This is a genomic window from Kitasatospora sp. NPDC057015, from assembly GCF_042673745.1.
Lineage (GTDB): Bacteria > Actinomycetota > Actinomycetes > Streptomycetales > Streptomycetaceae > Kitasatospora.
This window is the reverse complement of record NZ_JBHUSG010000027.1, coordinates 105,574-127,686: the sequence shown is the minus strand read 5'-3', so window position 1 is coordinate 127,686 and position 22,113 is coordinate 105,574. Positions and strand designations below refer to the sequence as shown.

The window sequence follows — 22,113 nt, the reverse complement described above, 5'->3', positions numbered from 1 at the left end:
GAGCCGGGCGGTGCACCATGCGACCGCTGTGCGGGTGCGGAAGCTGCCGATAGCTGCTGATTTTTGCTGGATTGTCCCGTTTCATGAGAAACGTCCCCGGGCAGGCGTCAGGCATGGTTGACATCGGCTACACGATGATGAGCGAGCACAGCGGCCCGCGACAGCTGGTGGAGGACGTGGTGCTGGCCGAACAGGTCGGTTTCGACTTCTCCGTCGCCTCCGACCACTACTCGCCCTGGGTGGAGGAGCAGGGCCATGCGCCCTACGTGTGGAGCGTTCTGGGTGCGGCGGCGCAGGCGACGCGGCGGATCCCCCTGATGACCTACGTCACCTGCCCCACCATGCGCTACCACCCGGCGGTGGTCGCACAGAAGGCCGCGACCGTGCAACTGCTCTCCGAAGGCCGCTTCCGGCTCGGGCTGGGTTCGGGCGAGAACCTCAACGAGCACGTGGTGGGCGGGGGTTGGCCACCGGTCGACGTCCGGCAGGAGATGCTGGTGGAGGCGGTGAAGATCATCCGGGCGCTCTTCGCCGGCGGATACGTCAACCACCGGGGCAAGCACTTCGCCGTCGAGTCCGCGCGCCTGTGGGACGTCCCCGAGCCGGCCCCGCCCATCGGCATCGCCGTCTCCGGCGAGAAGTCCTGCGCCATCGCCGGCGAACTCGCCGACCTGGTCATCGCGGTGGCGCCGGACCGGGCCCTGCTGGAGTCCTTCGACCGGCACGGCGGCGCCGGAAAGCCCCGGTCCGGTCAGCTCCCCGTCTGCTACGACGCCGATCGGGACACCGCCGTCGCCCGCGCCCACGACCAGTTCCGCTGGTTCGGCGGCGGCTGGAAGGTCAACACCGAACTCCCCGGTCCGAGCGCCTTCGCCGCGGCGAGCAGGTTCGTGACGCCCGAGGACGTCGCAGCCTCCATCCCCTGCGGCCCGGACGTCGCCCCCTTCGTGGAGGCGGTGAAGGCCTTCACGGACGCCGGGTTCACCGAGGTCGCCCTGGTCCAGATCGGCGGGGAGGCCCAGCGGCCGTTCCTGGAATGGGCCGAGAAGTCCCTGCTCCCGGCCCTCCGGGAGCTCTGAGGCCCGTACAGGCCGCACCCCCGACCGGTGCGCGCCGCTGCCGGGGGAGGGCGCCCCCCGGCAGCGGCAGGGTCCTGGCGTACCGGCGCTCCGCCTGCCTCACCCCGTCTCGGTCCGCCTCGCCCCGCACTGGCGGCTTCCCCGCCCCGGTCCGCGCATCCGCTCAACCCGACGTGGTTCCCCGACGGGCGCGATCATGCTGTTCACGGACGCCGAGCGGGCGCCTCACTCCCCGTGGCTCCCGTGAAGTGCCTCCTTGACCTTGGCGACGGCGAATCCCCAGCCCTGCTGGAGCGTCGGCCTGCCGGGGACGGCCAGTTCCTGCGGATTGGTCAGCACGTCCAGCAGGACCGGCCCCGGAGTGGCGAAGGCCCGGCGGACGCTGTCCTGGAGTTCGGCGGGGTCGGTGACGCGGATGCCGGTGATGCCGAGGGCGGTGGCGACGGCTGCGAAATCGGGATTGTCCAGTTCGGTCCCGAACTCGCTCAGCCCGGTCTGTTCCTGTTCGAGTTTGACCATGCCCAGCCGGCGGTTGTCGAAGACCACGAGCTTGACCGGCAGCCGGTAGGCCTGGACGGTCATGAGGTCGCCGAGCAGCATGCTCAGGCCGCCGTCGCCGCAGAAGGCGACGACCTCACGGCCCGGTGCCCAGAGCTGGGCACCGAGGGCCTGCGGCATGGCGTTGGCCATCGAGCCCAGGTTGTAGGAACCGAGCAGGCGCCGCTGCCCGTGCAGGGTGACGAACCGTGAGAGCCAGACGGTGGCCATGCCGGTGTCGGACGTGAAGATCGCGTCGTCGCTCGCGCAGGCGTTCACGGCGGCGGCCAGCGCCTCGGGGCGGATGTCGCCGCCGGGGTTGTCCAGAGCGCTGCGCAGCCGTCCGAGGCGGTGCTTGTCGTGGTCGGGGTCGGCGAGGCGCTGCTGTTGGACGCTCCAGTCCTCGAAGCGCCGGCGGGCGGACTCCAGGTGGGATCGGTCCTCGACGGTGTCCAGGTGGGGGAGCAGCGCCTGGAGGGTCGCGCCGACGTCGCCCGCCAGGCCGGTGTCGATCGGTGTCCGTCGCCCCAGGTTGCGTTCCTGGAGGTCGATCTGGACGACTGTGCAGTCGGTCGGGTACCAGTCCCGGTAGGGGAAGTCGGTGCCGAGCATGACCAGGGTGTCGCAGGAGTCGAGTGCGTGGACGGCGGCGGGGTTGCCGATCAGGCCGGTCTGGCCCACCTGGTACGGGTTGTCTCCCTCGAAGCCCTCCTTGGCCTTGAGGGTGAGCACCATCGGTGCCGCCAGCCGTTCGGCCAGGTCCAGCACCGCGTCGCGGGCGTCGCGGGCGCCGCGGCCGACGAGCAGGGTGACGTTCCCGCCGGCGTTGATCAGGTCGGCGGCCTCGCGGACGGCCGACTCGTCCGGGCGGGTGACGGGGCGGGCGCGGGGGAAGCGGGCGGGGCGGTCGTCGGTCAGTTCGCGGTCGCCGAGGTCGCCGGGCACCGTGAGGACGGCGACTCCGTTCTCGCTGATCGCTGCTCGTACGGCGGCTTCGAGCATCCGCGGCATCTGGTCGGGGGTGGTGACGGTGTTCCGGTAGACGGCGACGTCGCGGAAGAGCAGGTCGTTGTCGACCTCCTGGAAGTAGTCGCCGCCCAGCTCGGCGAGCGGTACCTGTCCGGCGATGGCGAGGACCGGGGTGCGGCTCTTGGCGGCGTCGTAGAGGCCGTTGAGCAGGTGGACGGAGCCGGGGCCGACGGTGCCCATGCACACGCCCAGGGTCCCCGACAGCTGGGACTGGGCGCCCGCGGCGAACGCGGCGGCCTCCTCGTGGCGGCAGCCGATCCAGTCGAGGCCGTCGGTGGAGCGGATGGCGTCGGTGAGCGGGTTCAGTGCGTCGCCGACGACGCCGAACACATGGCGTACGCCGAGTTCCTGCAGGGCGTCGACGATCACATGGGCGACGGTGCGTGCCACGGGAGGGTCCTCCGGTTCGATTCGGGGGTGGAGAGGGTCGGGTGGTCGGGGCGAAGCGGGCGCGGCGGTCACACGGTGAAGTGCTCGGGGTCGGCTGCATGCCAGTCCCGGGCCCACGCTTCGGGGGCGTCGTTGATCAGTTGTCCCGGGCCGAGCTCCGGGTAGAGCTCGGCCCAGGAGCGGACGGTCTGCGGGTCCGTCCTGCGCTGCAGCATGTGCGGGCGCAGCTGGGAGGGATCGTCGACGCCCATGGCGGCCATGATCTGCAGGGCGCTCTTGACCGTCGCCTCCTGGTAGCGGTGGACGCGCCGGGACTTGTCGCCGACGTCCAGGGCCCGGGCCCGGCGGGCGTCCTGGGTGGTCACGCCGGTCGGGCAGGTGTTGGTGTGGCAGCGCTGGGCCTGGATGCAGCCGACGGCGAACATCATGGCGCGTGCGGAGTTGGTGTAGTCGGCCCCCTGGAGGAGCCGTTTGACCAGGTCGCTGCCGGTGGCGACCTTGCCGCTGACGCCGATCCGGATCCGGTCGCGCAGTCCGGTCCCCAGCAGTGCGTTGTGGACGGTCAGCAGACCCTCGGTGAGGGGCATGCCCATGTTGTCGGCGAATTCGAGGGGGGCGGCGCCGGTGCCGCCTTCGGCGCCGTCGACGATGATGAAGTCGGGCGTGACGTCCTCCTCCAGCATCGCCTTGCAGACGGCGAGGAACTGGCGGCGGGAGCCGACGCACAGTTTGAAGCCGACCGGCTTGCCACCCGCCAGTTCACGCATCCGGGCGAGGAAGCGGACGAGTTCCCGCGGGGTGGAGAAGACCTGGTGGTAGGGCGGCGAGATGACGGTCCGGCCCTCCGGTACCCCACGGACCCGGGCGATCTCGGCATTGACCTTCGGGCCGGGCAGCACGCCCCCGATGCCGGGCTTGGCCCCCTGACTGAGCTTCAGGGACACGCACCTGACCTGAGGGTGGGCGGCCTTCGCGGCGAACTCGGCCTCGTCGAAGGCGCCGTCCTTCGTCCGGCAGCCGAAGTACCCGGTGCCGATCTCCCACACGAGGTCCCCGCCGGGGCGCAGGTGGTAGTCGGAAAGGCCGCCCTCGCCCGTGTCGTGAGCGAAACCGCCCAGCGCGGCACCGGTGTTGAGAGCCAGCACCGCATTGGCCGAGAGCGATCCGAAGCTCATCGCCGAGACATTGAGCAGTGCCATGTCGTACGGCTGGGTGCAGTCGGGGCCGCCGATCCGCACGCGCGGCGGGTCCGCGCGCACCGCGCGCGGGGCCATCGACGGGACGAGGAACTCCTGGCCGGCCGCGTACAGGTCGAGTTCGGTGCCGAACGGCTCCTCCGCGTCGGTTCCTTTGGCCCGCTCGTACACGATGCTGCGGGTGTCACGGTCGAAGGGGCGTCCGTCGACGTTGCGCTCCACGAAGTACTGCTGCAACTCCGGGCGGATGCCTTCCAACGCGAACCGGAGACGGCCCAGCACCGGGTAGTTCCGCAGGACGGAGTGCCGCCGCTGCAGCAAGTCCCGTCCGGCCAGGAGCAGGACGGCCACCAGTGGACCGGCCGCCCACCACCACCATGGCGACACCAGCACACTCATCACGACGGCGGCCGCGGCTACGCAGCCCAACAGGGCGACCCAGAATATTCTCAGCACGGTCCGTCGTCTGTCCCCGATCGAGCCCGCCAAGCCCACCCGTGGAGGGGACATCGGTCAGGGGAGCCGGACGGTGCCTTCCGCAGACGTCGGGCTCGGCCTGGTCGACGCCTCGGCCCAGGTGTCCTTCCCGGTCGACAACGCCCTGGCCGGCAGTGCGGGCCGACACGACCTCGCGACCATCCGGACCTGGCTGTCCGGAGTACTCCGGGACGGCCGGTCCACCAGGCAGACCGGCCGGCTCCCGGGCCTGGACAGGTCCTGCCTCACCGGCCCGGTGCGGGCCCGGGGGAGTGACCTGCCCGGACCAGGGCAGTCGAGGTGCCGAGAGCGCGTTGCGCCGGGACCAGCCCGGTGGCGCCACAACTGAGGGAGGCGTCTTGAGCGGCATCGAGATCTGGGAGTTCCGCGGTACCTCCGGCCACGTCGCCGGCACCGACCTGGTCGGGTTCCACGTCGAGGCCACCGACGGTCACATCGGGAAGGTCGACAAGTCGTCCGAGGAAGCGGGCTCCCAGTACCTGGTGGTGGACACCGGTCCGTGGATCTTCGGCAAGCACGTCCTGCTCCCCGCCGGCACCGTCGTGCGGGTCGACGAGGAGGACAAGAAGGTCTACGTCGACCGGACCAAGGACGAGATCAAGAGCGGCCCCGAGTACGACTCCGAGAAGCACGACGCCGCCGACACGGTGTACCAGGACGCCTATGCCGGCTACTACGGCCCCTACTACGGCGGCCCCATCTGACCGGCACCGCCGACCGGCCGCCGGGGGGGCCCCCCCCCCCGGGGGGGCCGCCCCGCGGCCGTGCGCCCGGACGCAGCCGGCCTCGCCGGGGCCGATGTGCGGCGTCCGGTCCGCTGGGGCTGTGCCTTCCGTCCCTTCCCGTTCTCCACCAGGCCGGGTCCGGTTCGCATGGCGTGCCCGTCGCGGATCGGGGAACACGCGCGGTGGGTGGCGGCGAGCGCGGCCCGTGAAAGAACGGAATCCGGTCATGAGGGTGCCGCCGCGACTGCGGGTGATCACGACCATGGCGTCGGGGGAGGTCCGGCGCCGACTGCTCGTACCGGAGAGCGCCGCCCCGGCGTCGGCGCTCCCGGAGCCCCGGGCCGACGAGCCGACGGCGGTGGAGTCGGCGGTAGGGGAGCCGGGGGCTGCGGCGCGGCGGGAGGCGGGCGGGCTGCTCGCGGCCGCGCCGTGGTTCTCGGCGGGCCTGCGGCTGGCGCTGGGTGCGCTGGTCGGCTGGTTCCTGTTCGAGCAGGTGCTGCGGCTGGAGGAGCTGCTGACGCTGCTGGTGCTGTCGGCGTTCATCGCGGTCAGCCTGGAGCCCGTGGTCGCCGCGCTGTGCCGGCGGCGGCTGCGGCGCGGTTGGGCGGTGGCCGTCGTCCTGAGCGTGTTCCTGCTGCTCGTCGCGGGGTTCCTGGTGCTGGTCGTGCCGCCGGTGAGCCGGGAGGCGGGCGTCCTGGTGCACAGCGTTCCCGGCTGGTTGCAGCAGTTGCACGACCACCACTCCGCACTCGGCCGGATCGAGGACCGGTACCACCTGGTGGCGCGGGCGAAGCAGGCCCTGGGAGGGGACGGCGGGTCGGGTGTGATGGGCGGCGTCCTCGGTGCGGGCCGGCTGCTGCTCGACACGGTGACGTCCCTGGTCGTGGTGGTCACCATGACGCTGTACTTCATGGCGGGGCTGCCCGCCATCAAGGAGTTCTGCTACCGCTTCGTCGCGGGCAGCCGCCGGGCCCGGGCCCGGGAGCTGACGGAGGAGATCCTGTCGCGGACCGGGCGGTACATGCTGGGCAACGTGGTGACCTCGGTGATCGCCGGGATCGCCACCGCCGTGTGGTGCGCGGCGGTCGGGGTGCCGTACGCGGCCGCGCTGGGGGTGTTCGTGGCACTGATGGACCTGGTGCCGATCGTCGGCTCGACCGTCGGCGGGGTGGTCGTCAGCCTGGTGGCGCTGGCGGTGTCCTGGCCGGTCGCGGTGGCCACGGCGGGCTTCTACATCGGCTTCCGGCTGCTGGAGGACTACCTGATCATGCCGCGGACCATGCAGTTCGCGGTCGACGTCCACCCGTTCGTCACCGTGGTGGCGGTGCTGGTCGGCGGCGCCCTGATGGGCATCGTCGGCGCGCTGGTGGCCGTCCCCGCCGCGGTGGCCCTCGGCCTGATCCTCGACGAGTTCGTCTTCCCCCGCCTGGACGGCCGCTAGGGTCCCGCCGTGGGGGGCGGGTCGAGGCCGCGGGCGAGCGGTGAGTGTGAGCAGCGGAGCGGGCCCGGCCGGACACTGGTCTGGGCACTGGCGGCGACGCCCTGCACACCTAGGTGCTTCCCGAGGACCCCGTCCCCAGCAGGAGCCGGGCCCGGATCGCCCGAACGGCAGAAGCGGGTGACCGCGCCGCTGGGCGTGCGAGCGGCCTGTGCGAGGCGCAGAGTCGTTCGAAGGCCGGGTACCTGTCCCGGCCGTTGCCGAGGAGTCCGCCGTGACCACTGGGTCATCCTTCCGACCGTCCACCCTGCCGCCCTGGCCGGTGCCGCTGCCCCGCCAGCCCGATCCCCGTCGGGAGGCCACTCGGTGAGTGCCGGCGCCGTGTCGGCCCGTCCGCTGACCGGCCCGGCCGGGCCCGCGAGCACCGGAGCCGACGCGGCGCAGCTCCGCCGGGCGGGCGTTCACACGGATGGCGGCCTGCGGGGAGCTGGATCTCCCGCTGCCCTGGGCGAGCTGACTCGCACCCGCCGGGAGGGTTCTCACCCGCTGGGCACAGGCCGCTCCTGCGTGCCGGTCCGCGGGTACGAACCGGACAGAGCCAGTCGCCCACCCGGTCGAGCCGGGCTGGCACCCGCTCGGGCGCCCCGGGGAGTCCACCGTCGGCGAGGCGGCGAGGCGGTGCGGCGGGCTGTCGGTGAGGTGCCGGTGTCGGTGGTGCGGGAGGCGGACGAGGTCTTCGACGGCCCCGCCACCGCGCCGCAGCCGCGCTTCGTCACCCGGACGGACGGCGACGGCAACCTTCAGGTGCGACCTCCGGGCACCGGCTGAACCCGCCGGCCCGTCCTCCCGGCGGAGCTACTGCGAACCGGTGGCCTCCCGAACGGCCCGGTGTGCCGTCGCGGGGTTCGGGGAAGGCGTGGCCGGACCGTCTTTCCCCAACCTTTCGGGAGCACACCGTGGCAGACGACTTCGTGATCGACGTGAGCCGGATCCGGGACGAGGCCCGGCAGAAGATGGCCGAGGGCGCGGTGACGAGCACCTACGGTCTCGATGCCGAGAAGGTGATCGCCGTTCTGAACGACGTGGTCGCCACCGAGGTGGTCTGCTGGCTTCGCTACACGCGGCACGCCATCTCCGCGGTGGGCATCGACCGCGCGCAGGTGGTGGCGGAGTTCACCGAGCACGCCGCCGAGGAGATGCAGCACGCCCTGCGGGCCGCCGAGCGGATCGCCCAACTCGGTGGCGAGCCCGACTTCGACCCCGCCACCCTCGCCCAGCGCGCCCACACCGACTACACCACGCCGGACGAGAAGGACCTCAGGGCCATGCTGGAGCACAACCTGCTGGCCGAACGCATCGTGATCTCCACCTACCAGGAGATCGCCCGTTGGCTGGGGGACCACGACCCGACCACCCGCCGCCTCATCGAATCCATCCTCGAAGAGGAGGAGGAGCACGCCGACGACCTCAGCGACCTGCTCGCCGTGTGACCCGGGCCGCCCTGCCCTCGGGCGTTCGGCCGGCCCGAACACGGACAGACGTGCAATAGCCGGCAGCCGACCCGGTCACGATGACATGCGCTGCGGGAGTTAATCCGTTTCCTGCGGGTATGTCCGAGGCATGCTCACCCTCGGTGTGGAGGAGGAGTACCTCCTGCTCGACCCGGCGACCGGTATGCCGGTTGCCCGGGCGGCGCAGGTGCGCCGAGCAGCGCACCTGCAGCCGGCAATGGGCCAGGGCGAGGTCCAGCGCGAACTCCTCCAGGCACAGTTGGAGATCGCCACTCCGGTCTGCCATGAGCTGGAGGAGGTCGGCGGCCACCTCCTGCGGATGCGCCACGCCCTGGGCAGGGCCGCGGACCAGGACGGCTGCCTGCTCGCGGCCTGTGCCAGCGCGCCGTTCACCGATCACCTCCCCGTCCCCGTGACGGACACCGTGCGCTACCGGGCCATGCACAGTGACGCTCCCCGGCTCACCGACGAACAGTTGATCTGCGGCATGCACGTCCACCTCGGCATCCCCGACCGTGCGGCCGGAATCGCCCTGCTGAACGGACTTCGGCCCTGGCTCCCGCTGCTGGTGGCGCTGGCCGCCAACTCGCCGCTGTCACAGGGCACCGACACCGGCTTCGCCAGTTGGCGCACACTGGTCTTCGACCGCTGGCCCGTCAGCGGGCCGCCGCCCTCGTTCGAGGGCGCCGACGACTACGACCACCGGACCAGGGCCCTGGTGGAGGACGGGTTGATCCCCGACGCCGGCCAGATCTACTGGCACATCAGGCTGTCCGAGCGCTTCCCCACCATCGAGATCCGCGCGATGGACGTGCAACTGCGCCCGGACGAGGCGGTGATGCTCGCCGGTACGGCCCGCGCCCTCGCCACCCGCCTGCTCGGCGACGCTGCCGCCGGGCGGCCGTGGCCCGCGATCCGGTCCGAGACGCTGGACGCGGCCGTGTGGCACGGCGCGCGGTACGGCTGCACCGGCGAGGTGTTCGACCCGCTCCACGGTGGACTGCGCGCGCCGGGCGACGCGGCGGCGGCCCTCCTGGAGTTCACCGCCTCCGCGGTCGGGCAGGACGGGCGGCACATCACGCCCGTCCTGGAGCGGATCCTGCGCGAGGGCAACGGGGCGGCACGTCAGCTGCGCGAACTGCGACGCGGTGGCCGTGACGGGCTGGTCCGCATGATCGCCGACCAGACCACGGGTACCTGACCGGGTCTGTGGCCCCTCGGTCCGGTCACCCGACGACGGTGAGGGCGCTCGCGCAGGGCTGCTGCGCGGCGACCGACACCGCGCTGTTCCACGCCACCGAGCCGTCGCCGGAGCGGGCCGACGCGGGGTGGCCGGCCGCCGGTCCCGGGGGCCGCCGGCCGTGCCCTCCCCGCCGCGGACCGGAGGCCCAGGCGCGGTGACGGGCCGGGTCGTAGGCTGGATGGTCTCCCGACCGGAGCCGATCGCTCAGGGGGTGTTGCCCATGGCCGGTCCCCATGACCTGCAGATGCTCATCGACAGCGTGGAGCCGACGGCCGGCGAGATGCTGACCGTGCCGGATTCCGTGGCGCGCCGCGCGCTGTCGGTGGTGGCCTCCTACGCCCGTGACGCGGACGACTGCCGGCTGCTCCTTCAGGCGCTCGCCCTGATGCCCGAGGACGGACAGGCTGCGCAACAGCCGGCGGTGGGCCGCGCCGAGGGCCTCCCTTCGAGCACGGGACCGGTCGCCGGGGCCGGTGCCGATCCGGAATCCCCCGCCGCGCCGCCGTTCCCGCCGGACGGCACCGCCGCTGCGCCCGAGCGGCGGCGCCTTCGCCCGTGACCGCGGTGCGGGCGGGGGCGGTGAAGGCTTCGTACGCCCGACCACGGCGCACACTCGGGAGCACCGACGCCGTCCCGGTCAGTCGAGGACGCCGACCGCGTGGGCGATGACGAGCAGGGAGGTCATCAGCGCAGCGATGCTCTCGATCGCCATCAGCGCCTTCGCGCGGGTGGAGAGCGGCATGGTGTCGGTCGGACTGAAGGCGGTGGAGTTGGTCACCGACACGTACAGGTAGTCCATCAGCGTGGGTACCCAGTCACTGCTGCGGCTGGCGCCGTCGGCGACTTCCTCGACGGCGTCGTCGTTCTCGTCCTGGGAGAACCGGAAGTCCGCGAGCGGCAGCGCGGAGCGTTCCACCTGGGTGCGTACGACCGGACCGCCACGGTCCAGCTCCCAGAACGCCAGGCCGAAGACGATGATGCCGGTGGCCCACACCTGCAGCGCCGCGAGGAGCAGCGGGCCCCCGTCGTCCGCCTGCTTGGTCACCAAGGCGTGGACCAGCAAGCCGAGCGCGACGAGGTTGCTCACCCCGATCAGCCCCACCAGGGTGAGTGACAGCGTCCGGGACAGCCGGTTCTGCCGGGTCATCCGGCGCGGGTTGACCGCGATCAGCGGAATCAGCAGCAGCACTTCCAGGCCGGGCAGGACGAACCGCGGGCCGAGCAGCAACTGCTCCGGCAGGACGAGGTAGAGCAGGATCGCGACCAGCGTGGCGAGCACAGCGGGCAACCGTGCCTCTCCGCGGCGTCCGTGTCGGGGAAAACGCTGTCGCGCCTTCGCACGCTGGCCGTTCGGCAGTTGCTCTTCGGTGCCCATGCCTGCGATCTCCTCGGTCAAATCCCTTGTCGAACCGGTGGCTGCAGTGGGCGGGGGCTCCCCGGCGACGTCCTCAGTTCAGCCGGTGGCGCGGGCGCCCGGCAGCTGCCGCGGTGTGTGCGGGCCTGTGCCGGCCCCGGTGCTTGGCGTGGCCGGGCCTGGTGGCGGAGAGCACAGCTGCCAGTCCCAGCGAGCCGACGATCAGGATCACTGCGAGGTTCATCGGATGCCTCCACGTGGATCGGGTGTGCTGCCCACCTGCCCTGAACGAGCCGGGCCATACCCGACCGACCGGGCTGTGAGAGTGGTTCGTCGGCCTGGACTACGATTCCCGGCCGCGGTTACGGCGAGTGATGTCGAGGTTGAGGGCGGTGGCGATCGCGCACCAGGTGGCGTAGGGCACCAGGGCGGCGGCCGCGGTGCGGTCGGCGCGGGTGGTCCTTCGGATGAGGTCGGCGTCGCCGAGGTCTAGGAGTACGGTCCCTGCGAACCCCGACCGGTGTTCCACCACGTGCGGCGACCGGCCGGTCGCCGCATACGGTTCGGCAGCGTTTGTGGCGGCGGAAGCGCCGCGGGCCCCGACCGTTGGATTCGGTCGGGGCCCGCGGGGGTGCTCGGGGACGATCAGTGCTTGAGGGCGTCCTTGGCGTGCTCGCCGGCCTGCTTGATGTCGGCCTTGGCCTGGTCGGCCTTGCCCTCGGCCTTCAGACGCTCGTTGCCGACGGCCTTGCCGGCCGCTTCCTTGGCGGCGCCCTTGAGCTTCTCGCCGCTGTTCTCGATCTTGTCGCCGGTGCTCATCGTGCTCTCCTCGCAGTCGCCGTGCCCTGATGCTGACACCGGGGCGCCTGCCCCCTCCACCGGGGAAGATTCCTACGAATATGTGCGCCGCACCCGGGCAGCCGACGGTTCGACACAGCACTGGTTGATCCCCACGGAGGTCACGATGGTTCCCCTTCTTCTCGTTCTGCTGCTGGCCCTGCTCCTGTTCGGTGCGGGGTTCGCACTGAAGGCCCTCTGGTGGGTGGCGATCATCGTGCTGGTGGTGTGGCTGGTGGGCTTCGCCAAGCGGGGCACGCACTCCTCGGGCCGGCGCCACCGCTGGTACCGCTGGTAGGAGTCCAGGCACACGAATCCTGGCTCGGCGGGGTGCGCAGGCAGCGCACCCCGCCGCGGCATGTCCAGGTTCTTCCGGAGGGGTCGAACGGCGCGTGTCTGACGTTCACGCCGACATGGCCTGCCCGTCGCAGTCGGCGTCCTCCGCGCAGGCGGTGGCCAGGTCATCCAGCGACAGGCCCAGCGCGTGGGCCAGGGCCGCCACGGTGAAGAAGGCCGGGGTCGGGGCCCGGCCGGTCTCGATCTTGCGGAGTGTCTCCGCCGACACCCCGGCCGCCGCTGCCACGTCCACCATGCTGCGGTCACCGCGGGCCTGGCGGAGCAGGGCACCGAAACGCTCTCCGCGTTGCCGCTCTTGCGGACTCAAAGGGACTCTCACCATACCCGTGATACTAATACCGGTATAAGTATTGGGCAGCATCGCATCGCAGGGAGTCACGACACATGGTGGAGATCAAGACCGACACGGCACTGGAGACGATGCGAGAAGCCGGACGCGTCGTGGCCCACGCACTCGCAGCCGCACGCGCGGCGGCAGCCGTGGGAGTTCGCCTGCGCGAGCTCGACGAAGCCGCCCGCGGCGTTCTCGCCAAGGCCGGGGCACGCTCCCCGTTCCTGGGCTACCAGCCCTCCTTCGCCCCCGTCCCCTTCCCCGCCGTGATCTGCGCCTCCGTCAACGACGCCGTCGCCCACGGCATCCCCGACGACTACCGCCTGCGCGACGGCGACCTGGTCAGCATCGACTGCGGAGCCGAACTCGACGGCTGGACCGGCGACGCCGCGATCAGCTTCACCGTCGGCACCGCCCGCCCCGCCGACCTCGAACTCATCGCCGCCACCCAGCAGGCCCTGGACGCCGGCATCGCCGCCGCCACCACCGGCCATCGCATCGGCGACATCTCCCATGCCATCAGCAGGGTCGCCCGCAAGGCCGACTGCGGCATGCCGGCCGACTTCGGCGGCCACGGCATCGGCCGCCAGATGCACGAAGACCCCCACGTCCCCAACCACGGACGACCCGGCCGCGGCTACCCCCTGCGCCACGGCCTCACCCTCGCCCTCGAACCCATGCTCATGGCCGGAGGGCGCAACGACTACCACACCGACCCCGACGGATGGACCCTGCGCACGATCGACGGCAGCCGAGCCGCCCACATCGAACACACCATCGCCATCACCGAGGACGGCCCCCGCATCCTCACCCTGCCCTGACCTCGAACCCGCTCGCACGCGGCAGCTGGACGAAGTCGGCCACTCTCGGTAAGCGCAGACCAGGGATCACGGCCTCCTGCCGGTGCCGAGCTCCTGGTGGGCGGTCACGCGTCCTCGGACACCCGCCCGCACGTGGACACCGTGCCGACCCGGCGGGGCCGGTTCGCCGACGGCGGCCTGCCGGCCCCGGCCGACTGCAAGCGCTCGGGGCGCCCGGTGCGGAATCACCACATCCCGCGGGGCACTCCTGCGGCTGCCGGACCGCATCGCCTCATACGTCCGAACCGCCTCGGCGGTCTGTCGTCCGTGCAGGCTGCCCGACTGTGTCGCACCGGGCCGAGGATTGCTGCGGGTGGGATCGGGGTACAGGGCAACAAGGGAGTGTTCGGGCCTCTGTCCCGCTCCGCCCCCGGTCCGGCTCACCGCCGGGCACAAGAAACGATCACGCCGGGACGCCGCTGCCTGAAGAAGCCGGGCACGACGGCTCCCACCTCCGATCCTCGCCTGCCCGTCCGGTGCGCGAAACCGGCGCGGACGCCCTGCGGGGACGAGCCAGGGAGACCACCGTGTCCGCCCTTCCCACGCCTTACACGCCCGTGACGCCTTACCCCCCTGCCATGCCTCACACCTCCGGGCGGCCCATGACCGCCCCGGAGCCCGCGGAATCCGGCCGGCCCAGCCGCCAGGAGATGCGGGCCATGGGAAAGACCGAGGCGCGTGAGCTGAGCGACGCGCTCTTCGAACGGCTGGCCGGTCTGGAACGCGGGTCCGCGGCCTACAGCTACGTCCGCGGCACCGTCATCGAACTCAACATGCCGCTGGTCCGCTTCGTCGCCGCGGGTTTCCGCCACCGCGCCGCCGAGCTGGAAGACATCATCCAGGTGGGCACCGTCGGTCTGATCAAGGCTGTGGACGGCTACGACCACCAGCGCGGGGTGGAGTTCGTGACCTACGCGATCCCCACCATCGCCGGTGAGATCAAGCGCTTCTTCCGGGACACCTCCTGGCCGCTGCGGGTGCCGCGTAGCCTGCAGGAGCTGTACCTGCGGGTGGCCCGCTGCTCGGACCGGCTGGAGCAGCAGCTCGGCCGGCTGCCCACGCAGGGGGAGATCGCCGCCGACCTCCTCCTGGACGTCGAGGACGTCACCGACGCCCTGCGGGTCGGCCGCGCCTACCGGGCCGGCTCGCTCGACGCCCTGGGTGAGGACCACGACGACGAGGCGGGCAGCGCCCTGCTCGACCGGCTCGGCGCCGAGGACCACAACCTCGCCGTCGTCGAGTTCCGTGAGTCCGTCCGGCCCCTGCTGGGGGACCTCACGCCGCGCGAGCGCACCGTCCTGCGGCTGCGGTTCTGGGGAGGCTGCACCCAGTGCGAGATCGCCGAGCGGATGGGCTGCTCCCAGATGCAGGTGTCCCGGCTGCTCGCGGCCACCCTCGGCTCGCTCCGCGCCCGCTTGGAGGATCCGGCGGCGGAGGCACCCTGACCAGGCCTACCGTGGAAGTCGGGAACATCACCGAGACGGAAGGAGCGGAGTCCGTGGACCCCCGGAGCACTCCGGCCGCGCTGACGGTGGCCGTCCGCACCTCCGAACAGGGTGTGGTCGTCCGGCCCGAGGGTGAACTCGACCAGGACACCGCGGGGTTGCTGGGCGAGGCCTTGGAGAACGCCTTCGACGGGGGATCCGGCCGGCTCGTGATCGACTGCGGCGGGCTCGACTTCTGCGACTCCACCGGGCTGAACCTGTTGCTCCACTCCAGGCTCACCGCCCGGGACGTCGGCCGGAAACTGATGCTCGCCGACCCGGGGCCGATGGTCTCCCGGATGCTGGAGATCACCGGCACCCGGGCGATCTTCCACATCTACCCGTCCGTCGCCGAGGCGCTGGCGGTACAGGACGGCTGATGCCCACGGACACGGAAACGCGACGGCTGGTCCTCGCCACCGGCGGGGGATCGGTGGGGCGGTGTCGCGAGTTCGCCCGTGACGTGCTGACCGGCTGGGGCTGGACGCCGGCCGCCGAGGGTGAACGTGGCGAAGTCGTCCGGGACGTTCTGCTGATCGTGAGCGAACTGGTCACCAACGCGGCCGTGTACGCCGAAGGCCCCATCGAACTGCGGCTCGTCCGCTCAGCCGTCGGTCTGAGGGTGGAGGTGGCCGACTGCAACCCGGAACCGCCGGTGATGCGGCGCGGGGGTGACAGGGCACTGCCGGGCGGCCACGGTCTGCGGGTGGTCGACCTGCTCTCCTGGTCCTGGGGCAGTCGCGCCGACGTGCACGGCAAGACCGTCTGGTCCGAGATCGCGGCGCCGCCCGCGGACCTGGCCTCACCACCCAGGCCGGCCGGTCCTGGCTGAGCACGAGGTGGGGGCTCCGCACCGGCATGGGCGGGTTCACAGGGTCGACGTGCCTTGACGGCAGCGCCAACACCCGCCACCCCGACGTCCTCGCCGCCCAACGGTGCGAGCCTGCCCGCACCCGCACCCGTGCCCGCAGTGAAGAGGGCGTCCGCTGGGGCGGACGGATGCGCGTCCCGGTGTCCTGACCGACGGTGAAGGCCGTGTCGCAGGCGAGCGATAGGGTCGCCCGCGTGCGGTCCCGGCGCAGGCCTACCGCAGGCGGCAGGGGAGGCCCGATGACCACATGGCGGCGGTTCGAGCGGCAAGCGGCCACGCTTGAGTTCTGGCAGATCCGCCAGGAAGGGATCCGCTGCTTCCTCCGCTGGGGTTCCGACCGAACCCCGGGCAAGGGGAGCACAACAATCCTCGACAACGAGGAACAGGCCCGGCGCCACGCAGTACGCAAGATCAACGATCGTCTCCGCAAGGGCTTCACCGAGGTGAACCCGCCCTGCGATCCGGCCGAGGCCGAGGCCGGGGCACCGGTGCTGGACGTCATCACCAGGGCTGCCGGACCCCACGCACCGGCACCCCGGTACCTGCCGGTCGACGGCTTCGACCAGGTCTACCGCCGCGCGCACACGCCCGATCACCCGATGGGCTTCTACGAGTACTACGTGCTGCGTGAGCAGGGACGCAGCGCGGTCCGCTTCACAGTGCGAGCCGGCAGCCACCAGGACACGGTGGTCGCCGGATTCCTGGACTTCCTCTGTTCCAGGCGTGACCTCGCCTTCGACGGCGGGTCCCACCACAAGGTGCCGTTGCCGAGGCCGGTCGGGTCCTTCGATCACGTGTTGTTCTGCTCGCCGGCACTGGGCCGCGCGTGTGCTGCTCATCCGGGAGCGGCATCGAGGGTCGCGACAGCCTTCCCCGTGTTCAACTGCGAGATCGGAGACGAGGACCCGGAAGTCCTGGTCGACGCCCGCATCCACGGTCACGCCGCGCTGCCCCACAGCGACTGGGGACGATCGCCGTATCCCGTCATTGACATGCGCTTCGACATCCAGCCGTCGCACTACCGACCGTCACCGACGTTCAAGGTCTACCGGCCGGCCGACCTCCAGAAGCTCATGGACGTACTGCCGACGGCATCGCCGCAGAGCTGGCTGGAGGTACGGTCCTTCCGAGGCGAAACCACCCGCCTCCGACCCGACACAGCGATGTCCTTCGCCGATGCGTTGTCCTCTCTGATCAACTGACGGAACCGCCTGGCTGCCGCCTGACGCATCCCCGGGCCTCCGAACTCCAAATGGACCACAGCCGGTGAATCCCGGCCGCCGCGCTCCTGGGGCGTCTCGTCGCGGCCGTCGGTCGTCCCGGTGATGTCGGAGTCGTAGCGTGTCACCTGCCGGCCGCTGTCCCGGTCGCTTCCGTCGGATGTCATGCCGGGTGCCCGGCCTGGATGTCGGTGACGTCGTGCAGGGCCAGGGGGGTGGCCTCGGCGGCTGGCGCGTGGCCGGCGACCGGTTCGAGGAGGAAGCCGACGTGGTCGCCCCAGTCCGCACGGTCGATCACGCTGCCGACGAACCAGGCTTCCACATCCGTCAGCAGGGGTACCCCGGAGGGCCCCGGCGACCAGTCGACGCCCGCGAACTTGTCGACGCTGTCGCCGGTCAGACCGCCGAAGAGTTCGGCAAGATCGGGGCGGGTCCGGGGGATCAGGTGAACGGCGAGGGCCCCGCTCCGCGCGGCGACGCCGTAGGTGTGGTTCGCCTTGGAGATCCACACGACGAACCGGGGCGGATCGATCGAGCACTGTCCCGCGAAGCCGACCAGGCACCCGCCGACCTCCGCGCCGTCCGCCGCCGTGACCACGTAGACCGGATTGTCCAGCAGGGCGGTGAAGCGGTCGAACGGGCTTCCCACTGGTCCTCCACAGGACGATCGAGCGAGCGGGCGCGTGCGGCCGATGCGGCCGAGCACGTCGGTGGGCGGCAGCTCACCGGGCCCGACCGTCGCCCGGCCGGCACCCGGGTGGGCTGTGCCTCCTGACACGCATGGCGTCTGCCCAGGCCGGCGGATGCGAAACGGAGCGGCCGCGGGGCCGTCCGACGGTGCCGCGGCTGAACGCCCGGGGTCCGGCTGCCGTTCTCGGGGTGGCGGCCGCCATCCCCGCCCTCGGCGCGTACGTCCGGGAGATCTGCTGACAGGCGAGGGAGGGCCGGGCAGGCGAGGATCACGGGGCCGCCCGGGCAATGGGCGGGACGGCCGGGGAATGAGAATCCGTCGACCGGGCAGACGCCGGTCGAACCCTCTTACACGAAGGAGTTCCGCGATGCCACGTGGATCGAGTCCCAAGCGGGAACGGCAGTACGAGCACATCAAGGAGAGCGCCGAGGACCGGGGGGAGAGCCCCGCTCGCGCGAAGGAGATCGCCGCCCGGACCGTCAACAAGGAGCGGGCCCGGCACGGCGAGTCCAAGACCGCCAGCCGCTCCTCCACGCACGACATCTCCTCCGGCCGCCGCGGTGGGCTGCGCTCCCACTCCGGCTCCCAGGGGCCGACCTTCGACCAGCTCTACAACGAGGCCAGGCAACGCAACGTCAAGGGCCGTTCCAAGATGAACAAGAAGCAGCTCGCCGACGCCCTCGGGCACTGACCGCGCCGCCGGCCCCGCCTGGCGGCGGCGTACGGCCCCACGGCGCACGACCCCCGCGGTGGCGGGTGCTAGGGAGCAGGGCATGACCTTCTCACACCCCGCCGACGGCAAACGCGGGCGCTTCGAGCGGCTGGCGGAAGCCGCCTCCAACCTCACCAGCTCGCCTACGTTCTCGGTCTTCTGCGTGCTCCTGGTGCTGCTCTTCTTCGCGGTCCACGCGGCCGGCCTGTCGACGGAGTGGCAGATCCTCGTCGGTGACACCATGACGGCGATCACGCTGCTCCTGCTGGCCCTGCTCAAGAACTCCGAGCGCCGCGCCGAGCACGCCGTCCAGCGCAAGCTCGACGCCATCGCCGCGGCGCTCCTGGAGCAGCACGAGGGCCGGGTGGAGCGGCACGAGGGCCGGGACGGCGACGCCCACGACGATCTCCGGAAGGCGATCCGGCTGGAGGAGCGGCTCTGACCCGCGCAGGCGGGGGCCGGCGCCTGCGGGTTCCGGCCGCGGAGCGGAGCATCCGGAAGCACCGTGCGTCCGGCGGCTCCGGAGGACCGCCCGCGACGGCCCGACCCTGAAAAGGAGAACCCGATGTCGCCCCAAGCACCCGCGCGGCCCCTGGGCATCTACCTGAACGACCACCTCACCGGAGCGTTCGGCGGCGCCGCGCTCGCCCGCCGGATGGCCGGCGCCCACGCCGACAGCCGACGCGCCGGCGAACTGCGTGCCCTGGCCCGGGAGGTGGAGGAGGACCGGGACGAACTCGTACGGATCATGAACCGGCTCGGGGTGCCGGTGCGCCACTACCGCACCTGGCTCGGTCTCGCGGCCGAGCGGATCGGGCGGCTCAAGCCCAACGGCACCATGGTCCACCGTGCGCCGCTGTCCGACCTCGTCGAACTGGAGGCGATGCGGACCGGGGTCGAGGGCAAGGCCGCGTTGTGGCGGGCCCTTCGCGCGGTCGCCGACGAGAACCCGGCGCTCGACCAGGCCGACCTGGACCGTCTCGCCCGGCGCGCCGACGACCAGGCCCGCGTGCTCAACGGCTGGCACCGCCAGGTCAGCGCCGAGGTCCTCACCCGGGGCGCCGGGCCCGACCGGCTGTCGCTCCGCTGAGCCCCGCCGGCCCTGTGGGTGAGCCACCCTGCGGACCTCTGCTGCGAGCTCCGCCGCGGACCACACCCGACGGGCACCCGTCGTACGTCCCCGGGTGCCGGCGGGCCCTGTCACCCGTCCGCCCGCCCCGCCGGACCGAGGGGTGCGCCACAGCCCGTCCGCGCCCTACCCTTGACGCAGACCTCGGCGGACGAGCTGCCAAAAGGGGCGAGCATGCCGGAGGAACACGAGGAGAGCGCCCGGCACAGGGCCACCATCGACCGGCTGCGCGCCGAGGTCGAGGGCCAGCGCCGGGCGATGCGCACCCGCGCGGTGATCGAGCAGGCCAAGGGCATCCTGGTCGAGCGGCTGGCCTGCTCACCGGACGAGGCGTTCCAGCACCTGACCCGGCTCTCCCAGGACGCCAACCGCAAGCTGGTCGACCTCGCCGCCGACCTGGTCGGCTCGACAGCCCCACCGGACCTGGCGGATCCGCCCACGCCCAGGCCTTCGACGGCCCCGATGGCCCGGCTCCAACGGGTGGAGGACCGCGTGGCCGTCGCGGCCACCCCCTCCTGGCACCCGGTGGCGGGTGACTTCGCGGCCCGGTACCACGTCGCCGCCTCGGCCCTGGCCACCGCCGCGTCGCCCGACGAACTCGCCGCCCTGCTCGGCGAGACGGCCCTCGCCCCGATCGGCGTCGGCGCGCTCGCCGTCTGCTGCCTGGAGCCCGACGGCGCACTGCGCCTCGTCGCCAGCCACGGCGTGCCGGCCCAGCAGCTCAGTCAGTGGCAGCGGATCCCGCCGAGGATGTCCCTGCCGCTGACCGACGCCGCCCGGGGCGGGGACACCGTCTGGCTGCACGGCCGGGAGGAGTTCGCCGCCCGCTACCCCGACCTGACCGGCCAGGACCTCGTCCCCGGCGAAACGGTCTGCGCGCTGCCGCTGCGCACCGGCGAGCAGCTGATCGGCGCGATCAAACTCGGCTGGGTGGGCGAGTTCACCCCGACCCTGGAGATCGAGCAGTACCTCTTCGCGATCGCCCGGCTCTGCGCCGCCGAGCTGCTGCGGGTGCTCGCCCTGAGCCCGGAGTCCGGGGGAGTGCAGTTCCCGGCCGGTGAGCCGTGGTTCCGGGCCGTGCTGGAGGCGTTGCTCGACCCGGTTCTCATCCTGCACGCCGTCCGGGCGGCGGACGGCGAGGTGACCGACCTGCGAGTGGAGCACGCCAACACCGCCACCGTCGACCTGGCGGGCCGCACCGGCGCGGCCCTCACCGGCCGGCTGCTCAGCGAGCTGTACCCCGGCATGGTCGCCTCCGGCACCTTCCGGCAGCTGCTCGACGTCGCCGCCACCGGCGAGCCGTACCGCGGCGCGGCCGAGCAGTTCGTCGAGACGGTCGGCGGCGCGGAGCACGGCTCCACCATGACCCTGCGCGCCACCCCCTTCCTGGACGGTGTGCTGGTGAGCTGGCGCACCCACGACGAGCTGGAGCGCCGGGAGACGCAGCTCGTCCAGGCCCAGCGGCTGGCCGGCCTCAGCACCTGGCAGTGGCGGGCCGCCGACGACCGGTTCGACTGCTCGCCCGAGGTGTGCCGGCTGCTCGGGCTGGAACGGCCCGCCGGGCGCCTCCTCCTCACGGCGGCGCAGGCCGAGGCGGCGGTCGCGCCCGAGGACCGGGAGGCGGTGCGCCACGCGGCCCGGAGGCTGCTCGACGGGGAGACGACCGCCGCGCTGGAGTTCCGGATCGTCCGTCCGGACGGGGCCGCCCGCAGCGTGCGGGCGATGGCCGAGAGCGTGCCCGGCGCCGTCGCGGAGGGGCCGTCACTGGCGGTGCGCGGGGTGGTCCAGGACGTGACCGCCTGGCGCCGCACCGAGGAGGCACTGGCCACCACCCGCACCCGGCTCGCCGACCAGGTCCGCCGCACCGCCGACGAGCACCGCAGCGTCCTCGCCCTCCAGCACGCGCTGATGGACGTGCCGGGCGGCCCCGACACACCCGGCCTCGAAGTCGTCGCCCGCTACGTGCCCGCCGAGGCCGAGGGCAAGGTCGGCGGCGACTGGTACGACGCCCTGACCCTCCCCGACGGCACGGTGCTGATCGTCGTCGGCGACGTCTCCGGGCACGGATTGCGCGCCGCCGCCGGCATGGCCCAACTACGGGACGCCCTGCGCGGCATGGCGTTCACCGGCGCTGAGCCCGCCCACCTGCTGGAGCGGCTCAACGAGATGCTCTGCCACATCCGCGGCGGCTTCATCGCCACCGCCGTCTGCGGCCTGCTCGACCCGGCGGACCGGACCCTGACCTGGGCGCGGGCCGGACACCTGCCGCCGCTGGTGGTCCACGACGGCGCCGCGCGGTACCTGGAGCTGCTGCCCGGGCCGCTGCTGGGCGCCGTGTCCGGCGGCGTGTACCGCAGCTCGGTCCTGCGGCTGGAGCCGCAGGACCTGGTGCTGATGTTCACCGACGGCCTGGTCGAACGGCGTGGCGAGCCACTGGACGACGTCCTCGACCAACTGGCCAGGGCGGTCGAGGAGTACCGGGTGCCCGGCATCGCCGGCTGCCTGGACCACGTGCTGCGGCGCCTCAAGGCACCGAACCCGGTCGACGACACCTGCGTGATCGGGATGCGGTTGAGCTGACCGGGCCTCGGCGGCCTCGACAAGGTGGCTGTGCTGCTGCT

General features: G+C 72.4%; 25 protein-coding genes. 17 read left to right on the top strand and 8 right to left on the bottom strand.

All coding sequences use genetic code 11. The features are described from left to right. Positions 1 to 113: 113 nt before the first annotated feature. Positions 114 to 1,079 carry an LLM class F420-dependent oxidoreductase gene (locus ACFTWP_RS24080; RefSeq protein ID WP_380266774.1) on the top strand — a complete coding sequence of 322 codons (966 nt, stop codon included), beginning with the start codon at positions 114 to 116 and terminating at the stop codon, positions 1,077 to 1,079. Positions 1,080 to 1,304: 225 nt separating this feature from the next. Here ACFTWP_RS24080 and ACFTWP_RS24075 read toward each other — a convergent pair whose 3' ends face one another. Both ACFTWP_RS24075 and ACFTWP_RS24070 read right to left on the bottom strand, forming a co-directional pair. Beyond that, entirely contained in the window at positions 1,305 to 3,035 is a 1,731-nt protein-coding gene (locus tag ACFTWP_RS24075; RefSeq protein WP_380266773.1) for a thiamine pyrophosphate-dependent enzyme, read from the bottom strand. 68 nt (positions 3,036 to 3,103) lie between these two features. Beyond that, a complete protein-coding gene (locus ACFTWP_RS24070) occupies positions 3,104 to 4,687 on the bottom strand; it encodes an FMN-binding glutamate synthase family protein (RefSeq protein ID WP_380266771.1) in 1,584 nt (527 codons plus the stop codon). Positions 4,688 to 5,067: 380 nt separating this feature from the next. Between ACFTWP_RS24070 and ACFTWP_RS24065 the strand changes: the two genes are divergently transcribed. The 6 genes from ACFTWP_RS24065 to ACFTWP_RS24040 all read left to right on the top strand — a co-directional run bounded on the left by ACFTWP_RS24065 (position 5,068) and on the right by ACFTWP_RS24040 (position 10,205). Continuing rightward, positions 5,068 to 5,433, top strand: a complete 366-nt coding sequence (locus ACFTWP_RS24065; protein ID WP_380266770.1) for a PRC-barrel domain-containing protein — start codon at positions 5,068 to 5,070, stop codon at positions 5,431 to 5,433. A gap of 247 nt (positions 5,434 to 5,680) precedes the next feature. Beyond that, on the top strand, positions 5,681 to 6,895 hold the full coding sequence (locus tag ACFTWP_RS24060) for an AI-2E family transporter (RefSeq protein ID WP_380266769.1): 1,215 nt from the start codon (positions 5,681 to 5,683) through the stop codon (positions 6,893 to 6,895). Positions 6,896 to 7,570: 675 nt separating this feature from the next. Beyond that, positions 7,571 to 7,720 carry a hypothetical protein gene (locus ACFTWP_RS24055; RefSeq protein ID WP_380266768.1) on the top strand — a complete coding sequence of 50 codons (150 nt, stop codon included), beginning with the start codon at positions 7,571 to 7,573 and terminating at the stop codon, positions 7,718 to 7,720. 128 nt (positions 7,721 to 7,848) lie between these two features. Beyond that, the gene (locus ACFTWP_RS24050) at positions 7,849 to 8,382 is read left to right on the top strand and encodes a ferritin-like domain-containing protein (protein ID WP_380266767.1); all 534 of its coding nucleotides are present in this window, start codon (positions 7,849 to 7,851) and stop codon (positions 8,380 to 8,382) included. A gap of 130 nt (positions 8,383 to 8,512) precedes the next feature. After that, complete coding sequence (locus tag ACFTWP_RS24045) at positions 8,513 to 9,604, top strand: glutamate--cysteine ligase (RefSeq protein ID WP_380266766.1); 1,092 nt, start codon at positions 8,513 to 8,515, stop codon at positions 9,602 to 9,604. 286 nt (positions 9,605 to 9,890) lie between these two features. Further along, positions 9,891 to 10,205, top strand: coding sequence for a hypothetical protein (locus ACFTWP_RS24040; protein ID WP_380266765.1), 315 nt, complete (start codon positions 9,891 to 9,893; stop codon positions 10,203 to 10,205). A 78-nt stretch (positions 10,206 to 10,283) separates the two neighbouring features. Here the strand turns inward: ACFTWP_RS24040 and ACFTWP_RS24035 are convergent, their stop codons facing one another. The 4 genes from ACFTWP_RS24035 to ACFTWP_RS24020 all read right to left on the bottom strand — a co-directional run bounded on the left by ACFTWP_RS24035 (position 10,284) and on the right by ACFTWP_RS24020 (position 11,819). Next, the gene (locus ACFTWP_RS24035) at positions 10,284 to 10,925 is read right to left on the bottom strand and encodes a hypothetical protein (RefSeq protein ID WP_380266782.1); all 642 of its coding nucleotides are present in this window, start codon (positions 10,923 to 10,925) and stop codon (positions 10,284 to 10,286) included. A gap of 169 nt (positions 10,926 to 11,094) precedes the next feature. Beyond that, positions 11,095 to 11,244: a hypothetical protein gene (locus tag ACFTWP_RS24030; protein ID WP_380266764.1), complete on the bottom strand. Its 150-nt coding sequence runs from the start codon at positions 11,242 to 11,244 to the stop codon at positions 11,095 to 11,097. A gap of 99 nt (positions 11,245 to 11,343) precedes the next feature. Further along, a complete protein-coding gene (locus ACFTWP_RS24025) occupies positions 11,344 to 11,532 on the bottom strand; it encodes a tryptophan-rich sensory protein (RefSeq protein WP_380266762.1) in 189 nt (62 codons plus the stop codon). A gap of 113 nt (positions 11,533 to 11,645) precedes the next feature. Continuing rightward, positions 11,646 to 11,819, bottom strand: a complete 174-nt coding sequence (locus ACFTWP_RS24020; RefSeq protein WP_380266761.1) for a CsbD family protein — start codon at positions 11,817 to 11,819, stop codon at positions 11,646 to 11,648. A gap of 145 nt (positions 11,820 to 11,964) precedes the next feature. On the opposite strand from ACFTWP_RS24020, the gene ACFTWP_RS24015 reads away from it, so the two are divergent. Continuing rightward, positions 11,965 to 12,135, top strand: coding sequence for a hydrophobic protein (locus tag ACFTWP_RS24015; RefSeq protein ID WP_380266760.1), 171 nt, complete (start codon positions 11,965 to 11,967; stop codon positions 12,133 to 12,135). A 105-nt stretch (positions 12,136 to 12,240) separates the two neighbouring features. On the opposite strand, the gene ACFTWP_RS24010 is transcribed toward ACFTWP_RS24015, so the two are convergent. Then, positions 12,241 to 12,516 (bottom strand): helix-turn-helix domain-containing protein, encoded by a 276-nt coding sequence (locus tag ACFTWP_RS24010; RefSeq protein ID WP_380266758.1) that lies wholly within the window; start codon positions 12,514 to 12,516, stop codon positions 12,241 to 12,243. 62 nt (positions 12,517 to 12,578) lie between these two features. Between ACFTWP_RS24010 and map the strand changes: the two genes are divergently transcribed. The 5 genes from map (at position 12,579) to ACFTWP_RS23985 (ending at position 16,942) form a co-directional block, all read left to right on the top strand. Then, positions 12,579 to 13,346, top strand: a complete 768-nt coding sequence (gene map / locus ACFTWP_RS24005; RefSeq protein ID WP_380266757.1) for a type I methionyl aminopeptidase — start codon at positions 12,579 to 12,581, stop codon at positions 13,344 to 13,346. Between the two features lie 698 nt (positions 13,347 to 14,044). Continuing rightward, the gene (locus tag ACFTWP_RS24000) at positions 14,045 to 14,830 is read left to right on the top strand and encodes a SigB/SigF/SigG family RNA polymerase sigma factor (RefSeq protein ID WP_380266756.1); all 786 of its coding nucleotides are present in this window, start codon (positions 14,045 to 14,047) and stop codon (positions 14,828 to 14,830) included. Positions 14,831 to 14,883: 53 nt separating this feature from the next. Next, positions 14,884 to 15,249, top strand: a complete 366-nt coding sequence (locus ACFTWP_RS23995; protein ID WP_380266755.1) for an STAS domain-containing protein — start codon at positions 14,884 to 14,886, stop codon at positions 15,247 to 15,249. Further along, on the top strand, positions 15,249 to 15,701 hold the full coding sequence (locus ACFTWP_RS23990) for an ATP-binding protein (protein ID WP_380266754.1): 453 nt from the start codon (positions 15,249 to 15,251) through the stop codon (positions 15,699 to 15,701). Before ACFTWP_RS23995 ends, ACFTWP_RS23990 begins: the two co-directional genes overlap by 1 nt. 278 nt (positions 15,702 to 15,979) lie before the next feature. After that, a complete protein-coding gene (locus tag ACFTWP_RS23985) occupies positions 15,980 to 16,942 on the top strand; it encodes a WGR domain-containing protein (protein ID WP_380266753.1) in 963 nt (320 codons plus the stop codon). 181 nt (positions 16,943 to 17,123) lie between these two features. Here ACFTWP_RS23985 and ACFTWP_RS23980 read toward each other — a convergent pair whose 3' ends face one another. Then, positions 17,124 to 17,609: a flavin reductase family protein gene (locus tag ACFTWP_RS23980; protein ID WP_380266751.1), complete on the bottom strand. Its 486-nt coding sequence runs from the start codon at positions 17,607 to 17,609 to the stop codon at positions 17,124 to 17,126. A gap of 409 nt (positions 17,610 to 18,018) precedes the next feature. On the opposite strand from ACFTWP_RS23980, the gene ACFTWP_RS23975 reads away from it, so the two are divergent. The 4 genes from ACFTWP_RS23975 (at position 18,019) to ACFTWP_RS23960 (ending at position 22,072) form a co-directional block, all read left to right on the top strand. Beyond that, positions 18,019 to 18,342 carry a plasmid stabilization protein gene (locus ACFTWP_RS23975; RefSeq protein ID WP_380266749.1) on the top strand — a complete coding sequence of 108 codons (324 nt, stop codon included), beginning with the start codon at positions 18,019 to 18,021 and terminating at the stop codon, positions 18,340 to 18,342. Positions 18,343 to 18,424: 82 nt separating this feature from the next. Next, positions 18,425 to 18,805 carry a low affinity iron permease family protein gene (locus ACFTWP_RS23970; protein WP_380266748.1) on the top strand — a complete coding sequence of 127 codons (381 nt, stop codon included), beginning with the start codon at positions 18,425 to 18,427 and terminating at the stop codon, positions 18,803 to 18,805. Between the two features lie 123 nt (positions 18,806 to 18,928). Beyond that, on the top strand, positions 18,929 to 19,453 hold the full coding sequence (locus tag ACFTWP_RS23965; RefSeq protein WP_380266747.1) for a hypothetical protein: 525 nt from the start codon (positions 18,929 to 18,931) through the stop codon (positions 19,451 to 19,453). Positions 19,454 to 19,666: 213 nt separating this feature from the next. Further along, positions 19,667 to 22,072, top strand: coding sequence for a SpoIIE family protein phosphatase (locus ACFTWP_RS23960; protein WP_380266745.1), 2,406 nt, complete (start codon positions 19,667 to 19,669; stop codon positions 22,070 to 22,072). Positions 22,073 to 22,113: the final 41 nt, after the last annotated feature.

Coding starts and splice junctions, on each gene's coding strand:
- ACFTWP_RS23960 (WP_380266745.1), top strand. CDS start 19,667: ATGCCGGAGGAACACGAGGAGAGCGCCCGGCACAGGGCCACCATCGAC.
- ACFTWP_RS23970 (WP_380266748.1), top strand. CDS start 18,425: ATGACCTTCTCACACCCCGCCGACGGCAAACGCGGGCGCTTCGAGCGG.
- ACFTWP_RS24000 (WP_380266756.1), top strand. CDS start 14,045: ATGGGAAAGACCGAGGCGCGTGAGCTGAGCGACGCGCTCTTCGAACGG.
- map (WP_380266757.1), top strand. CDS start 12,579: ATGGTGGAGATCAAGACCGACACGGCACTGGAGACGATGCGAGAAGCC.
- ACFTWP_RS24080 (WP_380266774.1), top strand. CDS start 114: ATGGTTGACATCGGCTACACGATGATGAGCGAGCACAGCGGCCCGCGA.
- ACFTWP_RS24015 (WP_380266760.1), top strand. CDS start 11,965: ATGGTTCCCCTTCTTCTCGTTCTGCTGCTGGCCCTGCTCCTGTTCGGT.
- ACFTWP_RS23965 (WP_380266747.1), top strand. CDS start 18,929: ATGTCGCCCCAAGCACCCGCGCGGCCCCTGGGCATCTACCTGAACGAC.
- ACFTWP_RS24010 (WP_380266758.1), bottom strand. CDS start 12,516: ATGGTGAGAGTCCCTTTGAGTCCGCAAGAGCGGCAACGCGGAGAGCGT.
- ACFTWP_RS24045 (WP_380266766.1), top strand. CDS start 8,513: ATGCTCACCCTCGGTGTGGAGGAGGAGTACCTCCTGCTCGACCCGGCG.
- ACFTWP_RS24040 (WP_380266765.1), top strand. CDS start 9,891: ATGCTCATCGACAGCGTGGAGCCGACGGCCGGCGAGATGCTGACCGTG.
- ACFTWP_RS24030 (WP_380266764.1), bottom strand. CDS start 11,244: ATGAACCTCGCAGTGATCCTGATCGTCGGCTCGCTGGGACTGGCAGCT.
- ACFTWP_RS23990 (WP_380266754.1), top strand. CDS start 15,249: ATGCCCACGGACACGGAAACGCGACGGCTGGTCCTCGCCACCGGCGGG.
- ACFTWP_RS24020 (WP_380266761.1), bottom strand. CDS start 11,819: ATGAGCACCGGCGACAAGATCGAGAACAGCGGCGAGAAGCTCAAGGGC.
- ACFTWP_RS23985 (WP_380266753.1), top strand. CDS start 15,980: ATGACCACATGGCGGCGGTTCGAGCGGCAAGCGGCCACGCTTGAGTTC.
- ACFTWP_RS23975 (WP_380266749.1), top strand. CDS start 18,019: ATGCCACGTGGATCGAGTCCCAAGCGGGAACGGCAGTACGAGCACATC.
- ACFTWP_RS24060 (WP_380266769.1), top strand. CDS start 5,681: ATGAGGGTGCCGCCGCGACTGCGGGTGATCACGACCATGGCGTCGGGG.